This window comes from Cohnella lupini, assembly GCF_003386205.1.
GTDB lineage: Bacteria > Bacillota > Bacilli > Paenibacillales > Paenibacillaceae > Cohnella > Cohnella lupini.
Genome location: NZ_QRDY01000028.1, coordinates 33,699 through 50,534 on the forward strand (window position 1 = coordinate 33,699; position 16,836 = coordinate 50,534).

20 protein-coding genes are annotated in these 16,836 nt (G+C 42.8%); 3 read left to right on the plus strand and 17 right to left on the minus strand.

Annotation, left to right across the window (positions count from 1 at the left end; all coding sequences use genetic code 11):
- From DFP95_RS25805 to DFP95_RS25865, 15 genes are all read right to left on the minus strand, one after another.
- A partial coding sequence (locus tag DFP95_RS25805; protein ID WP_342768286.1) for an SLC13 family permease occupies positions 1 to 208 on the minus strand: 208 nt, incomplete at its 3' end.
- Between the two features lie 233 nt (positions 209 to 441).
- Positions 442 to 612: a hypothetical protein gene (locus tag DFP95_RS29065; RefSeq protein ID WP_181907612.1), complete on the minus strand. Its 171-nt coding sequence runs from the start codon at positions 610 to 612 to the stop codon at positions 442 to 444.
- 554 nt (positions 613 to 1,166) lie between these two features.
- Positions 1,167 to 2,039: an ectoine hydroxylase gene (thpD, locus tag DFP95_RS25810; protein WP_115995562.1), complete on the minus strand. Its 873-nt coding sequence runs from the start codon at positions 2,037 to 2,039 to the stop codon at positions 1,167 to 1,169.
- Positions 2,040 to 2,064: 25 nt separating this feature from the next.
- The gene (locus DFP95_RS25815) at positions 2,065 to 2,448 is read right to left on the minus strand and encodes an ectoine synthase (RefSeq protein WP_115995563.1); all 384 of its coding nucleotides are present in this window, start codon (positions 2,446 to 2,448) and stop codon (positions 2,065 to 2,067) included.
- An 18-nt stretch (positions 2,449 to 2,466) separates the two neighbouring features.
- Positions 2,467 to 3,768 carry a diaminobutyrate--2-oxoglutarate transaminase gene (gene ectB / locus DFP95_RS25820; RefSeq protein ID WP_115995564.1) on the minus strand — a complete coding sequence of 434 codons (1,302 nt, stop codon included), beginning with the start codon at positions 3,766 to 3,768 and terminating at the stop codon, positions 2,467 to 2,469.
- Between the two features lie 30 nt (positions 3,769 to 3,798).
- Positions 3,799 to 4,302 carry a diaminobutyrate acetyltransferase gene (ectA, locus tag DFP95_RS25825; protein WP_115995565.1) on the minus strand — a complete coding sequence of 168 codons (504 nt, stop codon included), beginning with the start codon at positions 4,300 to 4,302 and terminating at the stop codon, positions 3,799 to 3,801.
- Positions 4,299 to 5,144 (minus strand): ectoine/hydroxyectoine ABC transporter ATP-binding protein EhuA, encoded by an 846-nt coding sequence (gene ehuA / locus DFP95_RS25830; RefSeq protein ID WP_115995566.1) that lies wholly within the window; start codon positions 5,142 to 5,144, stop codon positions 4,299 to 4,301. Before ehuA ends, ectA begins: the two co-directional genes overlap by 4 nt.
- A complete protein-coding gene (ehuD, locus tag DFP95_RS25835; protein ID WP_115995567.1) occupies positions 5,144 to 5,815 on the minus strand; it encodes an ectoine/hydroxyectoine ABC transporter permease subunit EhuD in 672 nt (223 codons plus the stop codon). The genes ehuA and ehuD overlap by 1 nt, the downstream gene beginning before the upstream one ends.
- Positions 5,816 to 5,818: 3 nt before the next feature.
- On the minus strand, positions 5,819 to 6,475 hold the full coding sequence (gene ehuC, locus DFP95_RS25840; RefSeq protein ID WP_115995568.1) for an ectoine/hydroxyectoine ABC transporter permease subunit EhuC: 657 nt from the start codon (positions 6,473 to 6,475) through the stop codon (positions 5,819 to 5,821).
- Positions 6,475 to 7,374: an ectoine/hydroxyectoine ABC transporter substrate-binding protein EhuB gene (gene ehuB, locus DFP95_RS25845; protein ID WP_425453327.1), complete on the minus strand. Its 900-nt coding sequence runs from the start codon at positions 7,372 to 7,374 to the stop codon at positions 6,475 to 6,477. Before ehuB ends, ehuC begins: the two co-directional genes overlap by 1 nt.
- A gap of 371 nt (positions 7,375 to 7,745) precedes the next feature.
- The gene (locus tag DFP95_RS25850) at positions 7,746 to 8,636 is read right to left on the minus strand and encodes a mechanosensitive ion channel family protein (protein WP_245987976.1); all 891 of its coding nucleotides are present in this window, start codon (positions 8,634 to 8,636) and stop codon (positions 7,746 to 7,748) included.
- A gap of 1,756 nt (positions 8,637 to 10,392) precedes the next feature.
- Positions 10,393 to 10,734, minus strand: coding sequence for a DUF4181 domain-containing protein (locus DFP95_RS25855; RefSeq protein ID WP_115995570.1), 342 nt, complete (start codon positions 10,732 to 10,734; stop codon positions 10,393 to 10,395).
- A 185-nt stretch (positions 10,735 to 10,919) separates the two neighbouring features.
- Positions 10,920 to 11,120, minus strand: a complete 201-nt coding sequence (locus DFP95_RS29740) for a DNA-3-methyladenine glycosylase I (RefSeq protein ID WP_342768288.1) — start codon at positions 11,118 to 11,120, stop codon at positions 10,920 to 10,922.
- Positions 11,023 to 11,559: a DNA-3-methyladenine glycosylase I gene (locus DFP95_RS25860; RefSeq protein WP_342768287.1), complete on the minus strand. Its 537-nt coding sequence runs from the start codon at positions 11,557 to 11,559 to the stop codon at positions 11,023 to 11,025. The genes DFP95_RS29740 and DFP95_RS25860 overlap by 98 nt, the downstream gene beginning before the upstream one ends.
- Entirely contained in the window at positions 11,550 to 12,449 is a 900-nt protein-coding gene (locus DFP95_RS25865; protein WP_115995571.1) for a DMT family transporter, read from the minus strand. The genes DFP95_RS25860 and DFP95_RS25865 overlap by 10 nt, the downstream gene beginning before the upstream one ends.
- A 101-nt stretch (positions 12,450 to 12,550) precedes the next feature.
- On the opposite strand from DFP95_RS25865, the gene DFP95_RS25870 reads away from it, so the two are divergent.
- Positions 12,551 to 13,255, plus strand: a complete 705-nt coding sequence (locus tag DFP95_RS25870) for an ArsR/SmtB family transcription factor (protein ID WP_220376473.1) — start codon at positions 12,551 to 12,553, stop codon at positions 13,253 to 13,255.
- A gap of 394 nt (positions 13,256 to 13,649) precedes the next feature.
- Here the strand turns inward: DFP95_RS25870 and DFP95_RS25875 are convergent, their stop codons facing one another.
- Both DFP95_RS25875 and DFP95_RS25880 read right to left on the minus strand, forming a co-directional pair.
- Positions 13,650 to 14,006 carry a hypothetical protein gene (locus tag DFP95_RS25875; protein WP_147304219.1) on the minus strand — a complete coding sequence of 119 codons (357 nt, stop codon included), beginning with the start codon at positions 14,004 to 14,006 and terminating at the stop codon, positions 13,650 to 13,652.
- A gap of 232 nt (positions 14,007 to 14,238) precedes the next feature.
- Positions 14,239 to 14,916, minus strand: coding sequence for a hypothetical protein (locus tag DFP95_RS25880; RefSeq protein WP_115995574.1), 678 nt, complete (start codon positions 14,914 to 14,916; stop codon positions 14,239 to 14,241).
- A 338-nt stretch (positions 14,917 to 15,254) separates the two neighbouring features.
- Here DFP95_RS25880 and DFP95_RS25885 point away from each other — a divergent pair, with 338 nt between their 5' ends.
- Together DFP95_RS25885 and DFP95_RS28705 are read left to right on the plus strand one after the other, a co-directional pair.
- Positions 15,255 to 15,596, plus strand: coding sequence for a hypothetical protein (locus DFP95_RS25885; protein WP_115995575.1), 342 nt, complete (start codon positions 15,255 to 15,257; stop codon positions 15,594 to 15,596).
- Positions 15,597 to 16,420: 824 nt separating this feature from the next.
- Complete coding sequence (locus tag DFP95_RS28705) at positions 16,421 to 16,621, plus strand: hypothetical protein (RefSeq protein WP_147304220.1); 201 nt, start codon at positions 16,421 to 16,423, stop codon at positions 16,619 to 16,621.
- The last annotated feature ends 215 nt before the right edge of the window (positions 16,622 to 16,836 follow it).

Sequence of the window (16,836 nt, forward strand, 5' to 3'; positions counted from 1 at the left end):
TAATACTAACGATAATCATCATTCCGATCAGCAACCCAAGCGTATTGAAATCAATGTGATGCAAAGCTGTCTCTTGGTTGACTATACCGAAAGCGACTATCATTAGACCGCCGATCATCGCCACGATCGTACGATGAATCTTCTCTGAAATAATAAGTGCATAAATCACTAGAAAAATGCCGATTGCCCAATAAGCTTGCTGTTCCATCATCAATCCTCCAATTGTCAATTACAAACCCAAAGCTAGTATGGGTTATTCTTCTCGCGCTCATCCCAGGATCAACCAATTGAACAAGAGAAAAACAGAAAAAGAGCCCTTTGTGACAGGCTCCTCCGAATTGAATTCTGTATGCAGTCGTTGATTTCTTGATAATCATAACTTCTTAAATGAATAGACGTCAAGGTAAGGTTCACTTTAATTGGAAAATTTCGTCTTTGTCATTATTTTTTTTGCGCTTTTCCTATGTTGAATAAAAGATTAGTAAGCAAATAACCTATTCCGGCAATAAGTCCGCCGAAATCTAACTTATCATTAAGGAAATATTGACATAGTGTCCATGCCACGCCAAAAGTTATTCCTCCAGCAAATGCTTTAGAAAAGTTTTTATTCAAGTGAATCACCTATTTTCCTTTCGCTAGTAGTACTCTGCTTGAAATTGTTCATTTGCCTTTAGTTGTTCCGAACTATCATTCTCCATTAGAATCTTCTTATTTAACTCATCGGTCATAACTGAACCCCACCTTTACCCTACTTCCATTCTTCTTAATTGCTCTATCTCATTCAGTTCTTCGATTCGTGCTAAAAAATTGTTTTTTGACTTTTCTTCTCTTAATGAAATATAAAGATTGTATAAGCTTATATCCAGATCATCATTTATATCCTCAAAAGAAGTCAGTTACGACATCGCAGCCACATTAGATACACTTGATATCATCTTTTCTTCTTCATCGAAGCAGCCCCTAATAACGAAATTCACATTTCCAATCAATTTTGCTATTTTAATAATACCACTCTCCAACCACAATTCCTTACAAAATGTCCCACTCCAAAACAATGACCCAAAAAACCGAACTGCAGCAGCCATGGACGTAAAAGATGTCCTAGACTGCTGCAGTAATATTACATTAATGTTCTTTTGTATAGCCCCATCCCTAGTTAGCGGTGCTTATCTAGTTGCAATGAAAGTCGGTCTTTCTTTATCTGCCGAGAATGGGCTTTGAAGTTTGTTCTCAACGCTATTGAAGACGAAGAAAGCATTGCTGCGCGGATAAGGAGTAATATTACTGCTTGAACCGTGCATTAAATTACAATCAAAGAGAAGAACGGATCCCGCCTTGCCGACCGGCATAGCGATACCACCTTCATTCACGAGCTTAGTCAAGCTTTCTTGATCCGGCACGCCATACTCTTGTCGGCGCAAGGATTCCTTGTAGTGATTATCGGGCGTTCGTCCCACGCAACTGACGAATACGCGATGGGAACCTGGAATGACCATTAATGATCCGTTATATAACGTATTATCTTCAAGCGCGATAGAGCAACTTAACGCTCTCATATTAGGCATACCGTCTTCCGCATGCCACGTCTCGAAATCGGAGTGCCAATAGAATTCTTTACCCGTAAAGCCAGGCTTGAAGTTAATCCTTGACTGATGCACGTATACATCGCTGCCAATCATTTGCCGAATGACTGCTTGAAGTCTAGGATGGGCTGTTAGATCCTTGAAGAACCCAGGTTTCTCGTGTACGGCGAATACGGATCTTACTTCATCTCCTCCCGGCTCCAGAATAACCTCGGGGTTCTTAGCCGACCTGCTTTGCTCCAAAAGAATCTTCGTTTCGGACTTGAATCGTTCCACCTCTTCTTCGTTAAAAAACTGATCTAAGAATAAATAGCCGTTATTATCGTAAGATTCCAATTGAAGCAAGTCAATTTCATTCTGATTAATATCGAAATTATATACGGTAGGATCTTTACGATTTATGAACGAAGGCGTTTCTAGCTTGCGGGTAGGATAATGATCTACTAGTTGCACCATTTAATTAACACTCCCTCATAAGAATTTATAACGCGGCTTCGTATGCCCCTTCTTCATCATGAACTTCCCGACCGGTACAAGGCGGGTTAAACACGCATACCATTCTCATATCCGTTTTTCCTCGTAGCCAATGTTTCTCATGATCGTTCAATACGTACATCATGCCCGCTCGAATAGGGAATTTCTGCCGAGTCTCGAACAGTTCGATTTCCCCTTCTCCATCGATGCAATAGACGGCTTCTATGTGATGTTTATACCAGATCATCGTTTCCGTACCTGCTTTAATCAAAGTATCGTGAAGAGAGAAGCCTACGCCATCCTCTTTCAGCAGCAATCTCCGACTATTCCAGTTAGGTGTACGAACATCATATTCTGTGCCTTGGCGATCTTCTAAATATCTTACGATCATGATATAACCTCTCCTTCTTTACTTTGCTTCTGCAAAAGATTTATTTTCGACGGCGGCATCATAGATGCAACCGGTCAATATACGCAACCCTAATTCTAATCCTGCTCTCTGTATGGTAAGAGGAGGCATGATCTTGATCACTTCGCTATCCGTTCCCGAGGTCTCTAAGATGAGTCCTCGCTCAAATGCAATGGCCGAAATTCTCTCCGCGATTCCAGATTGAAATGCGATACCCTGCATCATACCTAAACCTCTCAATTCCCCGTTAAGATCGGGGAGACTGAGTACGATTCCTGCGAGTACGCTTCTAATGAGTTCAGCATTAGCCTCGATTTCAAGCTGGAATTGCGAGTTTTTCCAGTAATCCAATGCTCCGGCAGCCGTTATGAAAGCTAGATTATTGCCGCGGAAGGTTCCATTGTGTTCCCCGGGCTCCCACAGATCAAGCTCGGGCTTCATTAATGTTATTGCCATAGGGAGTCCATATCCACCAATCGATTTAGACATGCATACGATATCGGGAACAATTCCACAACGCTCGAAGCTAAAAAAATGGCCCGTTCTCCCGCAGCCCATCTGTACATCGTCAACGATAAGCAACATATCATAACGTTTGCATAGATCAGCTAGTCCGATTAGCCACTCGTTAGAGGCAACATTTATCCCGCCTTCCCCTTGAAGTGTCTCCACGATAACAGCAGCCGGAAGAGATATTCCGCTTCCGCTATCGTTCAAGAAGCTTTCAATGTAATCAAGCGTGTTGACCTCATTCCCCATATAACCGTCATAGGGCATGGATACCGCATGGTTTAAGGGAACTCCCGCGCCTCTTCGTTTGAATTTATTCCCGGTCACGGCCAGAGAGCCTAATGTCATCCCATGAAAAGCATTCGTGAAACTCATGACCGTCTGTCGCCCCGTTACTTTCCGCGCCAGCTTCAAAGCGCTTTCCACTGCATTCGTTCCTGTTGGTCCGGGGAACATGACCTTATAATTCAACCCTCGCGGCTTCAGAATCACTTCGTTGAATTTCGATAGAAAATGCTCCTTAGCTTCGGTCGCCATGTCCAAGCTATGAGAAATTCCGTCCTTTAGCAGGTATTCTATTAACGTTTTTTTCATCTCGGGCGGATTATGACCATAATTCAATGCACCAGCTCCGGCAAAAAAATCGATATAAGGCCTACCCTCTACATCCCACAACTGATACCCCGATGCACGCTGAAACTTCGTGGGGAACGATCTACAGTAACTTCTCACTTCCGATTCTAAGTCGTCGAATACCTGTAAATGATTGCTTCCTTGGATTTGCTCATTCATGGATCGCAACTCCTCCTTCTCTTTAGACACTCACTTCAACGGACCGATTCGATATAAATCTTCGCGTTCATGCTTCTGATACGGGAAGTCATCTTCCATAAATCCAGCGGAAACGGAGATCAACGCATTCTTAGATGTCGCCCATCGCTTAAACAATCCTTTGGAGCTATCATTGGAAGGGGAAATCGTTGCTTCGATAAATAGAATATCCGGATAGTCGGCTACATGATCGAGCAGTCCACGAGCAATGCCTCTTCCCCGATATCGTTCATCTACCGCAATCTGCCAAACGAATAACGTGTCCGGTTGCGAAGGCTGGCGGAACCCTGTCACCAACCCGATAATCGATCCCGATTCCGTCTCCTCCGCAACCCTACAGCTCTGCGAGAACCAATGGCTCATAGTTAAGTAGAAATAGGGTGTATTTAGGTCGAGCTTACGGCTATCCCGAACCAGTTTCCAAATCTCTCCCCCATCGGCGAGGCAAGGTAGCCTGTATCGAATCGCGGTTAATGCCTCCGCACTCCCATTCATTCGGTACCTGCCGCAACTCGATCATCGGCCGACCTATCAGGTTGACCCTTCATGAATCGGGATAAGAACGATTGTAATCTTGCGCTCTTCGGATTCTCGAATAGTTCAGCCGGTGTTCCCTGCTCGACAATTACGCCGCCATCGGTAAATATAATCCTATCCGCCACGTCCCGGGCGAAATCCATTTCGTGCGTAATGAGTATCATAGTCATATCTCCCTCGGAGGCGATTGCTTTGATCACGTCTAACACTTCGCCTACCAATTCCGGATCAAGCGCGGAGGTGACTTCATCGAATAGCATGATTCTAGGTTGCATGACTAACGCTCTAGCAATCGCGACTCGTTGTTTCTGTCCTCCTGACAATTGCGAAGGATAATGGTTCGTATGGTCCCGCAATCCGACCCGCTCCAATATTTCCAATGCTCGATGATTGGCCTCTGCCTTAGGAATTTTAAGAACATGTATTAAAGCTTCTGTTACGTTTCGTAAAATCGTCATATGGGGAAACAGATTAAAGTGCTGAAAGACCATCCCGATTTTGCTGCGGACTCGATGAAGATGCTTTTCGTTCGCGGATATTAGCCTGCCTCTCTTATGCATGTGCCATAGCATCTCTCCGTCCACTTCGATCGTACCTGATGTCGGAGATTCCAATGTCATTAAGAGCCGCGCGATCGTCGTTTTACCAGAACCGCTTGGTCCGATCAAGGCAACTTTCTCGCCTGGAAGAATATCCAGATCCAGCTCCTTAAGAACCGTATGTTCACCGAATGACTTCGTGATATTCTTGTAGCGCACAATCGGCTCATCCGAGGTAAAAGTTTGAATATTCTGACTCATTAAGCAATACCTCTCCTCTCATTTCGTTTCATTCTTCTTTCCAGCGCTCGGACAAGTAAGGAAGAAGGATAACTTAGCACGAGGAATATAATACCGACCAATGTAAATGCTTCAACGTACTTAAACGAGGCGGAGCCTATAACTTTCGCTGTCATGAGCAGTTCCACGACCGTGATGGCAGATAAGGTAGGCGTTTCTTTGAACATGACGATCAAGTAGTTCCCCATGACGGGAATGGTCGGCGGGATCGATTGAGGGAGCACGATACGAAGCCATGTTCTGAGCTTGTTAAAATTAAGCGCGATGCTCGCCTCCCATTGTCCTCTGGGTACGGAGTCTATCCCCGAACGATATACTTCGGACAAATAGGTACTATAATGCAAACCCAATCCGATAACTCCCGCAAGAAAAGGTGATAATGTGATATTAAAACTTTGCGGAAAAACGAAAACCAATACGAATAACTGAATCAGAAGAGGAGTGCTTCGAATAAATTCCGAGAAGGCCGCAACCGGCCAAGCTATCCACTTCTTACTCGATCTTCTAGCCAAGGCGATCGGCAAGCCTAACAGGCAGGCTAAGATAAAACCCAAGATCGCAGAAGCCAATGTTGTCGGAATGACCTCCAGCAGCTTCGGCAAGATAGAATTCGCATATCCCCAATCCCACATCGGCTATCCCCTCCCTTTTACGACTTTACGTTCGGAGAGCCGTACAATTAGAGTTAGCGTATACGATGCTATAAAATAGAGAATTAATAGCCAAGCCAGTATGGCCGGGGTACGGGAAATATCGAACGACCGCAATGTCATTCCTTGATAAGTAACATCCGCCAATGTGATGAGATACACGAGCGAAGTTCCCTTTAACAATTCAATCTGTAAATTCCCGAATCCAGGGAGCATCATTACCCATGCCTGCGGAAAAATAACTCTTCTCATCCGTTGATATGGCGTCATATTCAAAGCGGTCGATGCTTCGATTTGTCCTTTCGGAACAGCAAGAATAGAACTTCTCACCACTTCCGAGCCGTAAGCCCCATAATTCAATCCTAATGCAATAACTGCCGCCGTCATCGCCGATAACCGAACATCCAGCAGCATAGGTAGCGCAAAGTAAATCCAGAAAAGCTGTATCAGCAGTGACGTTCCTCGAAAGATCTCAACGTATGTCGACATAATGGCCCTTACGATCGCGAATCGCGATAACCGGCCCAGTCCCGCAAGCAATGCAAAGCAGAAAGCAACGACAATACTGATCACGGTCAAAAGTAAGGTGATTTTCAACCCTTTAAGTAAGGGCGGCAACAAGTCAAGAGATAACCAATCCATTACTTCAGAAGCTCCTCTGCAGATACGTTGCCAGGAAGCTCCTGCTCGGTAAATCCGAATTCTTCAAGAATTTGGAGCAATTCACCGGATTCATTTAACTTCTGCAACTCCGCGTTGAAGGCTTCGCGGAACTCATCGTCCCCTATACGGAATACGGCTGCCCCATACCCTCTTACGCTTACCCCATCAATGATCGGCTGTACAAAATCCATTACTCTTTCAATCTGATCATCCTTTGCGGATTCTAGCATCGCCTGAAGGGATGGACCTGTCATCGTAATGGCATCCACGCGTCCTGACTGCAAGGCAGAGATCGCTGAGGGTTGATCCGGTACCGATACGATTTGCGATTCCGATAAACCGACGCTCTGTAAATATTCGACTTCGATGGCCCCAACCATGACGGCGATCTTGGCCTTAGAATTGGCTTTAATATCTTCATAGCTATGTAGGTCAAGCGGGTTGCCTTTCTTTACCGCTATTGCTTCACCAATGCTATATTCCGGATTTGCGAAAGCAACTTGTTTCGCACGTTCCTTGGTGATGAACATACCGGCGGTTATCATGCTATAACGTTCAGCTTTGAGTCCCGGGATAAGCGAACCGAATTCAGTCAGCACGCCGTTCATCTCTTTAATTCCAAGGTTAGTCAAAATCTTGCGTGAGATTTCGACTGCTTCCCCGGTAAGTTTTCCATCTGGCGTCGCATAAGCATAGGGCCGTTCGTTGGCGAACCCCACCGTGATATATCCTTCCCGTTTTGCTTTTGCTAACGTTGATTCCTTTGAATCGTTTCCGCCGGAAGCACCTCCGTTCGTTGCAGCATCGCTGTTATTGCCGCACCCAACCAGAATGCTCAACAACACCATACATAGACCAATGTGAATCCGTTTCATCATTCTTTCGTACTCCTTTCGGTTATTGAGTTGAACGCTTGAATAATCGTAACATGAGTAGCTTACAGGGCTCACCCTTGATATACGCCCTTCATGATGGCTGAGGTCCTCTTAACGACGATGAGGGGACCTCACCGGTCTTACCCAGCTTTTTACTCCCTATTCCTCCCAAATCCTACCCTATTCAAAGTCGCGAAATATCCCTTCCTATTAAGCAAATTAAAGTATTCAAAAGATATTTGTATATTTACAATAAAAAATGAATGAATACGGTTATATTTCGTCAAATTTGGCTATTTATCGAGAAAAATCAAATAAGCGACCCCGAATGGGCTCGCTTATTTGATGACTTCTCTAATCCATTTATTTGAGCTTTACGTAGACTTATTAATGGAATCCGGAAAGGCGGATTCGAAATATAAGCTAGTGCTCGGAAATGCTATGGATACATGATTCCTCTCGAGTATTTCAAGAATACTGAGCATGCAGGCTTCTTTTGTCTTAAGCCAGTCGCTCCATTGAGTACTGCTTGTGAAGAAGTACAAGAAAATATCTAAGCTATTCATCCCAAAGCGATCGAGATGGACAAATACCGTTTCTTGATCTATTTCCGGGTGATGGGTAAGCAATTGTCTAATTTCATCAATAACCGTCTCAATTTGTTCCAACTTGGTAGAATAGGTCAGTCCAAGATGGAAAGTAATCCGTCGTTTACCCATGCGCGACCAGTTGGTAATCGGTTCATTCGCTAACGTGGAATTGGGCATCGTGACAAGAGCCTGCGCGAAGGTCCGAATTCTCGTGCTTCTAAAGGATATACTCTCTACGGTACCTTCCACACTGGGCGTTTCAATCCAATCGTCTAATGAAAACGGTTTTTCAGTAATAATGATAATACCGCCGAAGATGTTGGAAATGGCATCTTTAGCCGCTAAAGCGAACGCCAACCCTCCAAGACCTAATCCTGCAATAAAGCCGGTTACCTCATATCCCCATTCCTGCGCAATCACTGTAAAGCAAAGAACAAGGATTACTGCCCGAATCATTTTAGATAAAAACGGAAGCAATATCCGATCAAACTCAAAACTAAACTTTTTCCCAATACTCTCTATCCAATGAGAGGATACACCTGTCAGCCGTATAAGTCCCCATGCGAGAAGAAGTACGATGGCGGAACGAAAACCGCTCCTTATCCATGAGTAACTGTCAATTTCACTTTGAATTACACTTAATGAGTAGTATATCCCTATAAGAATAATCAACACCCGGGTAGGCTTTTCAAATTCACAACGAACTAAATTCCAGTTCTTAACACCTATAATGTATCTTGGGTAATTTCTACTATAACAGTTCACATTACATCTGACAACCTCAAATAAAATATGAAGTTGTTTGTTGGATATTTGTACGCTATATCGATGAACCAAAGATGTCTCTTTGCACTTTCAGAAAATGTGAAATAAGGTATCCTACTTGGTGGTTCGTACCTCCTGCTGCAAATCTAGGTCGAAAGGCGAACATTACAATGAAGTAAGTCTAATTTACCATGTGCAATTGGACACAGTTCTTGTCTTAATCGGAAATCGGACAATGTTCGTGTCTTCCGACACCGTCAATAATAAGCAACGATAAATGAATATATACCGATTACCAGAGGTCTTCTACCTTCAATAAATAAAAGCAAGCTGCCGCGGCAACCTGCTTAATGTAGTCATTAAACTAATGTTTCCCATTAGAATATGGATTGGGTTAGTAATCTTCGAAGCGTCTGGAGCGGACCAGAGGCGCGACTGCCCGTTTTTTAGAGATAACTACATCAAACACCAAAATCTCCTCCATTTATCGACAATTAATGTGAAATAATAGATAATTTGTCGGATTATTATAATCATTCTACTCTATTATAATGTAGAGGAGTAGTATACTAATTCTTCTTTGACTCCTATCTTTTCACCTTTGACAATAACATCGGAAACATTTTTCTATTTTTGCTTTTGGGGGTTTGAATGTTATTGCAATTACGCGGGTAATATTGCCATTGGTTCTTATGATTATTATTGCTATGAAGGTATAACGCTCCCTCTTGGACCGACCGGAAGCAGTGTGTACAAGAAGAATGTATCCTACACCAATCCTTATAGCGTAAGAACACTGAGAGTCATTGATGATTTTGCAGGTCATTATTACGATCTAACTTTCAATATGAATGCAGTCTTCATAGCGACAGGTGCCGCAATAATTACAGCCGCATCATTATAGGTATTATCGTTTCTGGCATTGGTGCAGTTGCAGCTGCATCTGCGGCTTATACTGCTTACAATAACTGTAATTCAGACATGAGCAAAGCACATACATATATGTATGATCATATGTAATGCTTTAACTTGAGATTAGTTAAAACGCAGCAAAATGGACTCCCATTTTGCTGCGTTTTTCTTATCGGACACGTTAAGCAATTTATCACAAATACGTTCTTCAACAGTACATGGTGATAACTTTAGAAAAGCATTCAGAGCCAAGAAAAACTTCAAGGTATTTCACTTAACATCGATGATATTTTAAGGCGACTAATTGTTAATATACTCAATGATACATACCACAGACCGTTGATGCCGGTGAAATTACAGCCACAGTGAATACAATTACACACTACGAACTATTACCCACAGCGACTGAAACAGAAAACGAGAAATATACAGATACCAATCAAACAGATGTATTCAAGTCCACAAAGGAAAATGTGCTGTCAGTTAATGGGGAAATTATACCGACTGAACCGACATTTGCCGATAACCTATTAAACAGATCAGCAGTAAGTGGAATTGTGCCCTTTGCCGTACCTAATCCGGATGACTTAGGCGGAGTTCCTGTTAATAGGTTTCATAAAGCCAATCATGAAACATTAACTTGAGATGTCGCTGCATTAGTAATGAAGACATCAAATTCCAGATGATATCGGTAATCAGTACATATTCTTGGCATCAAGCGGCAATCGGTACACATTCTTGACATCCGACAACTTTAGAATATAAAAATACAAATATATATCAATCCGAGCGCTAATAAAATAAGTGAAATAATATATTCTTTTGAGTCTTTCAAATACTTCCATTCCATAAACGCCTGAAATCCAATGGCAACTAAAAAAACTATTAACCAGAACCACTTAGTTGCATTGTAATCCGTTGTCTTTAAAGCAAAGAAGTAAATACAGATAGCAATAAGTGCAAGGAATCCTTTTACCCACCTATTGATGTTTTTACCGTTAGTATCCGAGATACTTTGTGATTCTCCTGGAACGATGTATTTCTTTAAAATCATGTTTATTAAAACTAAAAATATCAATAATAGTGAAAATGCCATGATTCCCCTCCTTAAGCTACACTTAAATGAAAATCCATGCAAACCCACCTTATTTTCCAATCATATCGTAAAACTTAAAAACAACGGATTTGTTGCGTTAACCTGCTCAATAGCTTAAAAAAAGAGCAGTTGCCGTGGCAGAACTGCTCCTTGTGTTCAACTATAGTAACCGTTAGTTGAATGATTCATTGAATTATGTCCATAAAGTTAACTAGGTGATCTTGTCTTAGCCCTGGTCGCCTGAAGTCCGTACGTGCACGTTCAATATTTGTTCTAATAACGCAATCCTCAACATGATCGTTGATCAGCCCTATTGCTTGCATGAAGGCATACATAGTAGTTGGTCCGATAAATTTCCATCCTCGTATTTTCAGTTCTCTCGACAGTGCATGCGATGCTTCGTTGGTCGTTGCAGTCTAGCTGGTCAATAGATGGTTCATAGCGCCAGATGAAAGCAGCCAGCGAGCCTTCTAGTTTGACGAGTTCCTGAGCTCTCTTTGCATTGTTGATGACCGCCTCAATTTTTCCGCGATGGCGTACGATGCCTTTATCGTTTAGTAGACGATCAAGATCTTGCTGGGTATAACCCGCGATCCTGTTGAACTTGAAATTGTGGAAAGCAGCGCGGAAGTTCTCACGTTTAGCAAAGATCGTACGCCAACTCAATCCGGATTGAAAACCCACAAGGCACATTTTCTCAAACAAGCGGTGATCATCACGAACGGGAAAACCCCATTCAGTATCATAATAGGCGAGAAACTCCGGTGTAGCACCACACCAGCGGCAGCGTGGTTTACCATCCGGCCCCACAATCGTCATACCCATTTGGCTTCTCCTTCCTTCTTTCTAAGATTCGAATACTTCATGCCGACTGTAGTCCAATTGACGAGAAATATTCCGATACAGATACAAAGTCCCCCTAAATAAACATACCTATGGATTGTCTCGTTATGGATCAAGTATCCCGAGAGTACGCCGAAAAACGGGGCTAGGAACAAACAGGCGCTTGTTTTCCCAGGATCACCATGGCTCAGCAAGTAATACCATGTTGCAAATTGCACAATTGAACCCATGATTGCTAAGTAAAGAACGACCCATAAAGAAGTAATATTAATGACAAATCGCGGCGACTCCATAACAACACTCAGCAGTAACAAGAGAAGACCGCCGAATAACATTTGATAAGCCGTCATAACCCAAGTATCGAATTGAGAGCCCCACTTTTTCACCAAAATAGTGGCTATAGCCCAAGAAAGCGCGGCTACCATCCCCAACCAAGTCCCGGTCGTTAATTGTAAATGGTATCCTAGTGTTACGAATACACCAGCCATTCCTGTGACTACACCCAACCATTGGTACATTCGATACTTCAAGCCAAGGAACACTGTGCCTAAAATTACGACTAGAAGCGGATTAGCGAAGGTCAGTATGGAGGTCTCCCCAGATGGAATTGTACGCATGCTCACGAAAATACATCCCATAACCCCCGTCGTCTGAAAAAGTCCTACAATGAACAATTTAGCCCAATGTTGATAAGATGAAGGTAGGCGTTTATTCCTTACCAACAAGGCCATGATGAAACCTGCCATCGTAAATCGAATTCCCACGAGAAGTAAGGGCGAAACATAGGACAAACCGATCTTACCAATCGCAAAGGAAGAGCCCATAAGCGAGGTGGCTATGACAACGAGCATTACAAATAAATAACGGTTCATGATTTACTCCTCTTTCTAATGTTTGTATGATTATGGTAACATGAGAATATTTCGGCGATGATCGAATCATAAATGTAAGGAGAACGAGAAGAAAAATGAGCATAAACTCGAGGCCAAATGTCTTAGAGGTCGCAAATCTCATTGGTGATTCGTCACGTCTAGCTATGTTAATGAGCTTGCTTGGAGGAAAAGCGTTGCCCGCGACTGATTTAGCCAATGTTGCTCGAATATCACCACAGACGGCCAGCTCACATTTATCCAAAATGGTAGAAGGTGGTCTGCTTCTTCATGAGTCTTTCGGTCGGCATAAGTACTTTCGACTTGCCAGCCATGAGGTAGCACACGCCCTCGAATCCCTTATAGCCATTGCACCACCCAAACCCGTGCGTTCACTCCGCGAATCCGATGAACAAAAAACACTTCGCCATGCTCGAACTTGCTATGATCACCTGGCTGGTAAGATCGGGGTAGCCCTCACGGATCGATTACTAGATATGAAATTATTAGAGGAATCGGGAAGTGATTATGTATTGAGCGTAGAAGGTATGGAGATGTTGCGGAATTTCGGGGTGGAAGTTGATGCCGATCCCAGAAAACGCCGCCATTATGCTCGCCAATGCTTGGATTGGAGTGAACGGCGATATCACTTAGCGGGAAGCTTGGGCGCTGCTATAACAAAGAGGTTGTTCCAGTTGAAGTGGCTTGAACGATTGCCTAACAGCCGTGCTGTTCGTGTCACGAAAACTGGAATGCAAGGATTAGCAAGCAAATTCGGACTTGATTATCCCGCCGTTACAGACAAGTGAACATACATACCAAAAAGCTTGGTCCTCATTGACCAAGCTTTTTTCGCTCTTTTTATTGATCCTAATGTTCTTTGACAATAAAGTTGTTTAATTTTCATCTAAAAAAACCAATAAAAACGGGAGAGAGGGAATCGAGTTTTACAATAAAGTTGTTTAATATTCAACCTATTTCGTTTTCGTTACATTTGAGTTTCAATAAAGTTGTTTAACTTTCTGCCAATTGAATTTTTTAATCTAGACAAACAAGTTGGGTTAATTTAGATCCTTTGGTTTGAGCTGCAACATAGTAATTATATGGGGCGGCCGATTTTATCAAGAAGAGCTGCGGCGCAGCAGCTCTTTACCTTTCCCGGCGGCAAAATAATAAGCACCGGATATCTCCGATGCTTTACGCTTAATTAAATTGTTCTGCCTCTTCCGCCGGTAGCTCGAACCGCTCGCCGCACGACAAGCAACATTGCCGGCGATCGTGCAAGAACGTTGCGACATTTTCGCCACCGCACGCAGGACAGCGGAACGGATCAACGGCTCCGTACGCTTCCACCAGTTTGGCTTCAGCGAACACTTCAATTTCGGTCATATAGTCTAGGCCTTCGTCCCAATAACTTTCTGAGTGCTCGCGTTCGAACTGTTCTGTCCATTCAATTACTCGCGCGACCAACTCGCGCGAATCGTCCACCTCAATCTTCCTGCTTGTCATCAACGCGCCGGCCACGATCGAAATATCCGCGATTGTCTCATTCAATTTCATTGTATCCACCATGTGTTCTTAGGAACCCCAATTTTATGTTTTGGAACCGTTCGAGTATGGGGATTCGTGGGGGGATAAGAAGCTGGTCGTCGGTGGCGATAGCACTTGGATACGCAGCAGCTGCATAATTTTAGCCGGCCAATGAAAAACACGGGATCTTGTTTAGACCCCGTGTATGTCACCTATTATTCTGCCAGGATATCGCCATTATCAAAGTAAACGATATCGACGATCAAAGCCAAGTTATATCTTTCGATGCTTCGTTGTTAGATGATCCACCAGTAGGGTAATACGTTATTGAAACAGGGCCCCACGTCACCCCTACAGCAAAGTAGCCGCTACTATTATTTTTTGCTTCGGAATATTTTGAAACTGCTCGATTAATTGCAGTGGAAAGTTTCTTCTTCATTGTAAGTCCAACGGTGCCCTTATAATAAGTATTAGTAGACGAGTAGTTTCCATCAAACTGCCACGCAGCACCATATAACGAATACTCTACGGGTTCACCATTTCCTTTAGAACAAAAAGCAGAAGTTGGATTACCCCAACCACCCGTCGGCGCAACATATGCGGTAGCAGCACATGCATACTTATCAGATTGAATTTCCCATCCATCTGGAACTGCAATGCCAATCATGTCCTTTTCAAACCCGCCTGGGGATTGTGAAGGGCCATTTCCGGATCTTAACCATTCAAAAGAAGAATAAAGGTCATCCATAGGTACTCCATTATAAGATGTATTAAAGTGGTACATTATAATGCTCAAATCACTAGTAGAAATATAATTTGCTGCAAGCAACTTACCTGATTGAGAATCCCTCGCATAAAAATCAGTACTTGAGTTAATGAATCTCAGATTTGAACCTTTACTCGACTTTTCGATAATCATATTTTTTGTCAAGAAATCCATTCCATTAAGAACATCCTGCGGTACTCCTGCTTTGGATAATAAAGCGTTTAACTGATCTTCTGTGTAAACCTTACTTGCCGGCTAAGCATATGCATTTGAACTAACAACAGCAAATACAATAAAGAGAAGAAATAAAACTTTAATAGGCTTCTTCATAATTTCCAACCCTCTCAGTTTAGAATTAGTAAAATTACTGAAAATAACACAAGGAGGAATTTCCAAGATGTGATTGAATTAATATAAAGATAGATTCAATTGGTACAATTTTGTTTTTTAGATTGGTATCACCCTCTCCATGAAAAAATAGATATATCAAAAGTTTAAAGGAGTGGACGAGAATGCAATATTTAAAAATGCATCCCTTCAAACTTGTGATTCTAGCAATTACCCTAGTCATCATTATTGTTATTTTTAATCAAGTAAGTTCCAACCAACCTATTTCAAGTAATACTACTTCTTACATTGAAGTACTTGAAATAGGTGTAAGTGATGATGACCTTTGGGCAATGGTCAAAAATCCTTACGATTCCAAAGCTACCCCTTTTAAGTTAGTACTTGATAGCATTAACACTAAAAATCTTATAGTTGTTGGAAGTAAGTATTTTGTAACATACGAAACTAACCTGAAAACCAAAAAATCAGTATTAAATATAATTCGTTATCCAGCAGAGTCTAAATAGATGGAAAATAGTGGGTTATATACCTTTAATTATAACCAAAGAAGGTATCAATTGCATAAATAAATAGAACTAAACATTTTTTATAGGATGGTCCATTTTTCCTATTAATTGCCTGTAAATTGTTGTTTCATGTCGTTTCTATAACATAACAGGTCGACATTGTGTCGTTGGACACCAAAGATTTCTTGAATGACTTCTGGTTCCGGATGAATGACGGAATTAGGATAACTTTTCTCCTCGGTATTGCAGTTCTTATTTTCCTGGGAGGTCTATATTATGCCGGCCCATTGTAAATACATTGCCTGGCCATGACAAGAGAGTATACCTAATTTGCTCCGTGGTAACAGCGGGTTTTCATTTTTTTCGGAAGACTTCTTTCCGCGTCCACCGCACGAGAGATCCGGGATGTATCGGCCAGTCAGCCGAACAACGAGTTGCAGAATAACCACATTCGCGGCGTACAACCAGGATGACCACGGCCGGCTGCCTACCGAGCTCATGCTTAAAGAAGCCGTCACTTCAGGGCAGCTGGAGCGATTGGGTTTCCTCTGGGGAAAATCCGGTGGCGACAGGGGAAGAATAAGAGCCGAAAGGCCGTGTCGGACGCGGGTTTGGGGGCTGTGACAGGTTGTATACGAGTAACCTGCCACAGCCCTCTTTGGGCTTTTCTGTCAACAGCTTGCAAACAAGAAATCGACGAAAGCATTTGCAGGAACCCCAGAGCCAGCCACAGTGAGGCGGTCGGGTCATGTTGTTTGAACGCTTGTCAGTTTCGCTTCCGGCCATCGACAAACCGGTGCGGCGCAACCTTTCGTGCGGAGCAAGTGGACGATCACCTTCCGGAGCAATTCGCTTGGCTTTCCTTTGCGTACACGGTACCCCACGGTTCGGCGGTAGCGGCATCGGGAACGAGCAGATTCGGGGGAGTGGACGGGGTAGAACCGGAGTCGTTCCACCGTGCAAACCATCACGACCGGGAGCCGTTCGGGGCGGTCTGCATCTTTATTTCATATCCAACTGCTTAAACAACTTTATTGTAAATTAAATAACTTTATTGTCACTAAACACCTAAAACCTTGCCGGTTTATTCAACTAATCTCCCTCTATGGAGAATCACTTTTCTTTTGAATGCTCGTTGTATCTTTGGTTTATGATTTAATTCATTCAGTGCAGACGACTTCATTTTGGAATCAAGTTGAAATCAAAGAAAATGTTGGGGGCAAGAAAAGTGCAAAAGAAC

Excerpts from the sequence above, each read along its gene's own strand:
- thpD (WP_115995562.1), bottom strand. The coding sequence starts at position 2,039 with ATGGTGCAACTAGTAGATCATTATCCTACCCGCAAGCTAGAAACGCCT.
- DFP95_RS25815 (WP_115995563.1), bottom strand. The coding sequence starts at position 2,448 with ATGATCGTAAGATATTTAGAAGATCGCCAAGGCACAGAATATGATGTT.
- ectB (WP_115995564.1), bottom strand. The coding sequence starts at position 3,768 with ATGAATGAGCAAATCCAAGGAAGCAATCATTTACAGGTATTCGACGAC.
- ectA (WP_115995565.1), bottom strand. The coding sequence starts at position 4,302 with ATGAATGGGAGTGCGGAGGCATTAACCGCGATTCGATACAGGCTACCT.
- ehuA (WP_115995566.1), bottom strand. The coding sequence starts at position 5,144 with ATGAGTCAGAATATTCAAACTTTTACCTCGGATGAGCCGATTGTGCGC.
- ehuD (WP_115995567.1), bottom strand. The coding sequence starts at position 5,815 with ATGTGGGATTGGGGATATGCGAATTCTATCTTGCCGAAGCTGCTGGAG.
- ehuC (WP_115995568.1), bottom strand. The coding sequence starts at position 6,475 with ATGGATTGGTTATCTCTTGACTTGTTGCCGCCCTTACTTAAAGGGTTG.
- ehuB (WP_425453327.1), bottom strand. The coding sequence starts at position 7,374 with ATGATGAAACGGATTCACATTGGTCTATGTATGGTGTTGTTGAGCATT.
- DFP95_RS25855 (WP_115995570.1), bottom strand. The coding sequence starts at position 10,734 with ATGGCATTTTCACTATTATTGATATTTTTAGTTTTAATAAACATGATT.
- DFP95_RS25860 (WP_342768287.1), bottom strand. The coding sequence starts at position 11,559 with ATGGGTATGACGATTGTGGGGCCGGATGGTAAACCACGCTGCCGCTGG.
- DFP95_RS25865 (WP_115995571.1), bottom strand. The coding sequence starts at position 12,449 with ATGAACCGTTATTTATTTGTAATGCTCGTTGTCATAGCCACCTCGCTT.
- DFP95_RS25875 (WP_147304219.1), bottom strand. The coding sequence starts at position 14,006 with ATGAAATTGAATGAGACAATCGCGGATATTTCGATCGTGGCCGGCGCG.
- DFP95_RS25880 (WP_115995574.1), bottom strand. The coding sequence starts at position 14,916 with ATGGATTTCTTGACAAAAAATATGATTATCGAAAAGTCGAGTAAAGGT.
- DFP95_RS25885 (WP_115995575.1), top strand. The coding sequence starts at position 15,255 with ATGCAATATTTAAAAATGCATCCCTTCAAACTTGTGATTCTAGCAATT.